The sequence below is a fragment of the Streptomyces sp. NPDC051776 genome (genome assembly GCF_040681345.1).
Classification (GTDB): Bacteria; Actinomycetota; Actinomycetes; order Streptomycetales; family Streptomycetaceae; genus Streptomyces.
The window spans coordinates 149,556-156,895 of sequence record NZ_JBFAYQ010000005.1 but is presented as its reverse complement, the minus strand read 5'-3'; the positions used below and the strand labels follow the sequence as shown (position 1 = coordinate 156,895).

The window sequence follows — 7,340 nt, the reverse complement described above, 5'->3', positions numbered from 1 at the left end:
CGCGGGACGGCCTGTTCCGTACCCGAACCAGCGCGCGGGACGGCCTGTTCCGTACCCGAACCAGCGCGCGGGACGGCCTGTTCCGTACCCGAACCAGCGCGCGGGACGGCCTGTTCCGTACCCGAACCAGCAGGCGGGACGGCGCAGGACACCTCTCCCGTCCCCGTCCCGCGGAGCGCCCCTCTCCCACCGGAGCGCCCTGACCGGGCCCCGCGAAGGCGCCGGACGCGGACAGGCACCTGGCGCAGGAACGCCGGCACTTGGACGAAAACCATGAGGACACTGCCGACGGCGACTCCGGCCGCCGCGGCCCGCACACCCCACAGAGCGTGCGCCAGCAGCACCGTCGCGATGATGCCGATGTTGTAGGCGACATAGATCGCCGCGGGGGGCAGAAAGCGCCGGTGGGCGCGCAGGGCCGCGCTGAAGTACCCGGCGATGCCGAAGGTGAGGACCGTGACGGCGGTGAGCCGGGTGCAGTCCACGGCGAGCGCCGGATCGGGCAGCCCCGGCGCGAAGAACCGTACGAACTGGGGCGCGGCGAGGGCGAGGAGACCGGCGACACAGGCCAACGCGACACACAGCCTGGGCGCTGTGGACGCCACGAGCCGGCCGACGGGGTCCGGACCCGCGTCACCGCCCCGTCCTCCACCGTGTACGGCACCGGCCGCCGCGATGCCGTCCTTGCGCGCCGGGATCTGTTCGCCTTCCGGGGTACGGGCCACGGCGACGCGGGCGGCTCGCCGTGAGAGCGCCAGGCTGAACGCCGGGATCATCACCAGCGCCATGGCGTCCTCGATGAGCAGCGTCGCCGCGATCTCGGGCACGGTCCACGCCACGAGAAATGCGTCCGTCTCCCGGTTCGCGCCGAACAGGCTCGCCACCAACTGGTCGCGCCCCAGGCCGAGGAGTGCCCCGGCCGCGGTGAGGACCGCCGTGACGGCCGCGGCCTTGGCGATGAACCGCTCGGAGCCTGCGCGCTGGGGAGGCGTGCCGCCGGACGGGGCACCGCTGGAGGCGGCGGAGGCTCCGGAGTGTCCGGACGCCGTTGCGGGCGAGGGCGTGGACGGCACCGCGCCGGCCACCGTCCGCGGCGGGCGCCCGGCTTTCGACTCCGGTACGGCGGGAGCGTCGGTCATCGGCGGTCCGCCGGGGCGTCAGGCCCGGGGCCGTCCGGCTTCGCCGGTACGGCCTTCATGACGGGTACGGCCCCGGACGGCGTACCGGACCTCCGCCTCGCCCACGACGCCCGCGCCCGTCCTCCGCCACGGGCCCGTGGCGCAGGGGGGACGGCCGGTGCCCTCACGACCGGAACGGCAGGAACGACCGATGCCGCCTCGGCCGGAATCGCCTGCTCCGCACCGAGCGGAGCTGAGGGTCCCACATTCGGCGGGAGCGCCGGCGCTGTCGCGGATGGTGCGCGAAGCTCGACCGCCGCCCACGCGGACGGTGCGGGGAACAGCCCCCGGACGGGGGACGCCGGGAGCTGGGCCACCGCCGCGGGCGAGAGAGCCCACCAGGCCGCGAGCCCCAGCATGACGGCGATGAGGACCGTCGACGGCCCGCCGATGTCGCCGTAGAGGAAGTCGGACAGCAGATAGACCAGCAGGCCCACGGAGGCCAGTCCGCACTCCCAGGGCAGCCCGGCCCGGCGCACGCTGCGCAGCCTGCGGTAGGCGAGGACGAGCAGCGCGGACCAGCTTCCCGCCACGGCGGTGATGCCGATGAGGCCCTGCTCGCTGAGGACGAGCAGATACATGTTGTGCGGCGAGAGCAGCGGCTCGCGCCGGAACTCATGGCCCGCGCCCGCCGTGTCACTGCTGGACGACAGCCCCAGCGAGGCATTGGCGTCGCGGTGGACGGGGAAGCCCTTGATGCCCACCCCGGTCACCGGATCGTCCTCCCAGATGGAGACGGCGGCGTCCCACAGGGCGTACCGGTCGGTGACGGACCGGTCGGGTGCGCCCGCCACCTGGGTCATGCTGGTGAGGCGCTCGCTGATGAGAGCGGAGCCCACGCCCACCCCGCCGACCAGCACCACGAGCGAGGCGACGAACACGGCCAGGGCGCTCATCGCGATCCGAAGTCCCACGAGCAGCAGGACCACGGCTGCGGCGACGGCCGTGGCGAGCCAGGACCCGCGGCTGAAGGAGAAGACGAGCGGCACCAGAAGCACACCGGCGCAGGCCAGGGCGGCGATCCGGAGGCGGCGCGGCGTGTCCGCAGGTGCGCCGAGTCCGAGCGCGAGCGCAAGGACGGTGCCGAAGGCGACGACGGTCGCCATCCCCATCACGTCCACCGGCCCGAAGGTGCCAACGGCCCGGATGTCCTGTCCCGCGTACGAGGCTCCGGTGCCGGTGAGGTACTGGTGGACGCCCACGGCTCCCTGGGCCAGTGCCGTCGCCAGGACCGCGCCGCCCACCCACAGGAAGTCGCGTCGGGAGCGCAGGAGCAGCACCATCGCGGCAGGGACGAGGACGAACACCTGGGCGTAGCGCACGAATCCCGGCAGGCTCGCCATCGGGTCCCGGGAGGCGGCGGTCGCCACAGCGAAGCCGATCATGGGTGCGGACAGGATCGCGACGCCCGCCGGGGTCAGTGTGCGCCGCCGGTCCCAGAGCAGACTGATCGCACAGACCGCCACCAGCACGGCCGATGCCGCGTCGGCGAGAGTGACGGTTCCGTCGTCCGGCCCCACCGGCATGCACAGCAGCAGCACACTGGCCGCGGCGGGCAGGGCACACCAAGCGGGACGGATTCGCCCGTGGGTGTGCCGGAAAGTGATCCACGCAGTCGCCATGCTCAGCTCCCCCCGAGCCGGAAGAGCGAGCCCGCGGTGCGCAGCAGGATGCGGACGTCCTGCCAGAGCGACCAGGTCTCGATGTAGTGGTTGTCGAACCTGGCACGGTCCTCGATCGAGGTGTCGCCCCGCAGGCCGTGGACCTGAGCGAGGCCGGTGATACCGACCGGCATCCGATGGCGCTCCGCGTATCCGGGGTGCGTGGTGCTGAACTTCCCGACGAAATATGGTCGTTCGGGCCGGGGGCCCACGAGGCTCATATCGCCGCGGAGGACGTTCCAGAGCTGCGGGAGTTCGTCGAGGGAGGTGCGGCGCAGCAGGTTTCCCACCGGGCTCATCCGTTCGTCGCCGGCGACGTTCCAACGGGTGGCGGACTCCTGCTCGTCGACGGGACGCAGCGTGCGGAACTTGAGCACCGTGAACGGCCGCCCCGCCATGCCGATCCGCTCCTGACGGAAAATCACCCCGGGTCCGTCGGACCAGCGTACGGCCAAGGCGCAGACCAGCATGACGGGCGCGGCGGCCATCAGGGCGACGGCGGCCAGGACGAGGTCGAGGACGCGTTTGCCGAGGATGCCGAGGCGGTGGCGGGGCGGCGGCTCCAGGCACTGACAGGCGAAGCCCCAGATGTGGTCGGGGCCCCCGGGGCGACGCGGGCCGGCGTCGGCGGCCGGCTCACCGTGAACGAGCCATACGGTGCAGCCGAGTTCGGCGAAGAGCCGGACGAGGGCGGCGTCGTGCGGATCGTCCCAGGGGTTCCGGGTGAAGATCGCGTCCCGCACTGTGTTCTGGATGACCGCGCGGGCGATGTCCTCCTGGGCGGCGAGGACGGGCACGGGCGGTTCGGCGGCCGGGGGCGGGGCGGCGTCGAGCTCCTGCTCCGGCCCCCGCTCCGGCTCCCGGTCGAGTGCGCGGTCCAGGGTGCCTCCCCGTACCAGGAGCCCGTCCCCGGCCGGGCCGTTGTCCGCGACGTGGGCCGGGGTGTGGGAGACCAGGCCGACCGGGCGCATGCCGTACTCGGGGTGCTCGTGCAGCGCCCCGGCCACGCGGCGGCCCACCGGATCGGCACCCACGACCAGCACGGAGTGCGGACGGGCGCGCCGCCCCCGGCGGCGTACCGCGAGCAGTGCGCCGCGGCCCAGGCCCGCCGCCGCGACGTCGAGGGTCACGATCGCCAGCAGCAGGGCCCAGCCGGGCGCCTGTGCCGGCCGTACGCCCACGAGGACGGCTGTTGCCATGCACCATGCGATCACGGAGTACCCCACGAGCCGGGGCAGTTCGTCGAGCGCGGTCGCCATCGGACCCGGTCGGTAGAGGCCGCCGCGTGCGGACAGGAGCAGCCGCACCGCGAGGGCGAGGCCGCCGGCGGCCGCCACCCGGCCGGGCTCGCCGAGCGGAAACGCCGCGGCGGCGACCGCGAGGGAGTCGACGGTCGCGAGCACCGCGGCGAGTCGCCCGACCAGAGGCGCGTTCCGCTGACCGGCGGATGCCAGGCCGCGGAACGGGCGTTTGATCGGTGCGAAGACGGGTGGGGCCTGGCGGGTTGTCTCCCCCAGCAGTGACACGAGCTGCCCGGGGTTCGAGACCCCTGCGTTCTCCGTGGTCATCGCCTGCTGTGCTCCCTGGTCTCGGGGGACGGGCCGGGTCGTTCGAGGGATCCGCGGCCTGCGGTGGGCGGTACGGCGTCCGGCACTCGGTGAACGGCGGGGCCGGGGGCGAGCAGTTCGCGGTAGAGACGGGCCACCGCGGCGGCCGTTCCCCGTACGTCGTGGGCCCCCCGTACGTACTCGTGCGCCTGCCGGCCGAGGGTGTCGCGCAGCCGCGGGTGGAGCAGGAGGGCCGCAACGGCCCGGGCCAGGGCACCGGGGTCGTCCGGCGGCACGAGGCAGCGGGCGGCGTGGCGCGGCGGCAGGCTCTCGCGCGCACCCGTCACCTCGGTCATGACCACGGGCCGCCCGCAGGCCATGGCCTCCAGCGGGGCGAGCGCCATGCCCTCCCAGCGGGAGGGCAGGACGACCAGGTCGGCGGCCGCGTACCAGGCGGCCGGGTCGGCGGTCGGACCGGCGAACAGGACCTGCGGGGGCGCCCCTGGGCGCAGGTCCTCCCGCGCCGGCCCGTCTCCGACGAGGGCGAGTACGGCCCCGGGAACCTCCCCGAGGACACCCGGCCAGGCGCCCAGCAGTACGTCCTGACCCTTCTGGCGGCAGAGCCGGCCGACGCAGACCACCAGCGGCGTCTGCGGGGGGAGGCCGCGCAGCGCGGCGAGTCCGGCGCGTGCCCGGTCCCGGGCCGGCCGGTCCACGGGGCGGAAGCGTTCGGTGTCCACGCCGTTGCGGACCACGGCCCACGGGCCTTCGACGCCCGCGTCGCGGCCGCGTCGCCGCTCGTCCTCGCTGACGCACAGCAGACGGGTCGCCCAGCGTGCGGCGAACCGCTCCCAGTACAGGGCGAGTTCGGAAGCCGTACCGCCGACGGCTTCGAAGGACCAGGCGTGCGGCTGGAAGACGGTGGGGATGCGGCCGCGCACGGCGAGGCGGGTGGCGAGCCCGGCCTTGGCACTGTGCGCGTGCACGACGTCAGGGGAGGTCTGCCGGATGAGCCGGGACAGCCGCAGGGTCTCCAGCGGAACGTGCGGCCCCGGTGCACGGCGGGCGTGCCAGTGCAGTACGCCGGCCCCGGCTGCGGCGGCTCCCTCGCCCAGTACGCCACCGGGCGGACAGGCGACGAGGGAGTGCAGGCCCGCCCGGGTGTGGCTGCGCACCAGGTCCGTGACGACCCTGGCGACGCCTCCGTCGACGGGCTGGGAGACGTGCAGCACCGTCAACCGGCGTCCTTCACGCTTGTGTTGCGGCACGCGTTGCTCCCCGTACACGGACCGGATGGAATCCGAAGTTCCGGCGGCGGATCACCGCCGGGGTACTCGCCCCCGGCGGTGATCCGCCGCCGGGGGGCTGTGCCGGGCCCGTCGCTCAGCGGCGGGCGTCTGCCTGGAGGAAGAGGGCACCGAGGTGGTAGCCGTCCTTGTTGGTGCCGAAGCCGACCGTGAGGTCCTCGGCGCCCGTCTTGAAGGCGGAGGTGACGTCGAAGACGTCGGAGTCGTAGCCGAGCGTGTTCACGTGGGCGGGCTGCCGTCCGGCAGCGGTCTTCCCGTTGGTGGAGATGGTCGAATTCATGGCGTCGTCGGCCGGGTTGGCGGTGTCGCGCAGCATCACGGGCTTGCCCTCGTCGGCCGCCACGCCGAGTGCGTTGCTGCCCAGGCCGCGGTCGCCGTCGTAGGCGACGAGACCGAGGCTGCCCTTGCCCTTGGCCGGGACGTTCAGCTCTTCCAGCTCCAGGAAGTAGTCGGGGCGGTCGGCGTTCACGGTCTGGAATCCGTCCCAGACGGAGAGCGTGCGCAACGGCGAGCTGGGGTCGGAGTAGGCGACGACCAGCGTCCAGCCGCCGTAGGTTCCGGGGCTGGAGTGGCCCTTGGCGCTGTTGACCTGTCCGACGGTGAAGGCTCCGGGACCGCTGTACCGGACGATCTCGGTGACGTCGGCCGAGGCGGCGTAGGCGTCGGCGCCCTCGGCCGTACGGTGCCCCATCGTGGTGTCGGCGCGGACTTCCTTGTAATCGCCGCCCGGTTCGGCGAGCAGGACCCGGCCGTTGTCCTTGGACGGCTTCTGCTCGCCCGCCAGAAGATTTCCGCCCCAGTAGAGGCGGGCGTAGGTCACGTTGGCGTTCTTGGGCAGGCGGAGTTCCGCGCGGCTGGAGTTGTAGGTGTTGGGGTCCTTGTCGACGTCGACGTACGTCATCTCGTAGTTGTTGTTGCGCCCGGCGCCGCCCTTCTGCACCTGGGCGCAGGAAGCGGACGTCTTGGTGACCGCGGACTCACAGGTGACCGAGGCATTCGCGGCCCTGACGATTCCGCCGTGCTGGACGGCGCGGTAGCGCTCGACGAAGGGGACCTGAGACGCCTCATTCTCGGCTGGAACAGCCACGGACTGCGGCAGCGCGACCGCCACGGCCACAGCCGACAACGCACAGAGTGCGTAGCGGCCGCCACGGCCAAGATAAACCCGCATTGCTGCTCCTCCGATTTCCGCACGATAGGTCCGGCGCAGACGATCGCAGATCAATATGCCCCAAATCACGCCAGACGCGCGCGAATACGCCGAGCGTGTAGTCATCCATTCGGACTCAACGGCGACGCCCGCCGAACATCCGAACCGTGCGGCACAACGGGCCCGCTGGGGCCGCTTTCACCACCGGAGTGATGAAAGGCCGAATTGCTCCGAAAGGGTTGCCGCCGGGGCGTCAGGTGGGCCGAGGACCCGGCACCGGCGCCACACCCGTCGCTTCCGCCCTCACCCACGGCACGGCTCGGCCCGGGCGCGACCCGTTCACCGCGCCCCGAAGCCGCCCCCGATGGCGGAGTCCCGCGGGAGCCGCCCGATCAGCAGAACACCATGCGACGAACCAGGAGCTTCGTGCCCATGATGGGCAGAGCGAACCGAAGGTTCCCATCGGGTGACCACATGGTGAATCGATGCTCGGATCG

General features: G+C 73.1%; 5 protein-coding genes. All 5 read right to left on the bottom strand.

The features are described 5' to 3' along the window. Positions 1-1,139: lipid II flippase MurJ (locus AB0M26_RS06715; protein ID WP_365255565.1), on the bottom strand; the 1,139-nt coding region annotated here is incomplete at its 3' end. Then, entirely contained in the window at positions 1,136-2,800 is a 1,665-nt protein-coding gene (locus tag AB0M26_RS06710) for an O-antigen ligase family protein (protein ID WP_365255562.1), read from the bottom strand. The genes AB0M26_RS06715 and AB0M26_RS06710, both read right to left, overlap by 4 nt. 2 nt (positions 2,801-2,802) lie before the next feature. After that, positions 2,803-4,407 (bottom strand): exopolysaccharide biosynthesis polyprenyl glycosylphosphotransferase, encoded by a 1,605-nt coding sequence (locus AB0M26_RS06705; protein ID WP_365255559.1) that lies wholly within the window; start codon positions 4,405-4,407, stop codon positions 2,803-2,805. Next, positions 4,404-5,654, bottom strand: coding sequence for a glycosyltransferase family 4 protein (locus AB0M26_RS06700; RefSeq protein WP_365255556.1), 1,251 nt, complete (start codon positions 5,652-5,654; stop codon positions 4,404-4,406). The genes AB0M26_RS06705 and AB0M26_RS06700 overlap by 4 nt, the downstream gene beginning before the upstream one ends. Positions 5,655-5,769: 115 nt before the next feature. After that, positions 5,770-6,864, bottom strand: coding sequence for a DUF3344 domain-containing protein (locus AB0M26_RS06695; RefSeq protein WP_365255553.1), 1,095 nt, complete (start codon positions 6,862-6,864; stop codon positions 5,770-5,772). Positions 6,865-7,340 lie beyond the last annotated feature (476 nt).

Excerpts from the sequence above, each read along its gene's own strand:
- AB0M26_RS06710 (WP_365255562.1), bottom strand. The coding sequence starts at position 2,800 with ATGGCGACTGCGTGGATCACTTTCCGGCACACCCACGGGCGAATCCGT.
- AB0M26_RS06705 (WP_365255559.1), bottom strand. The coding sequence starts at position 4,407 with ATGACCACGGAGAACGCAGGGGTCTCGAACCCCGGGCAGCTCGTGTCA.
- AB0M26_RS06695 (WP_365255553.1), bottom strand. The coding sequence starts at position 6,864 with ATGCGGGTTTATCTTGGCCGTGGCGGCCGCTACGCACTCTGTGCGTTG.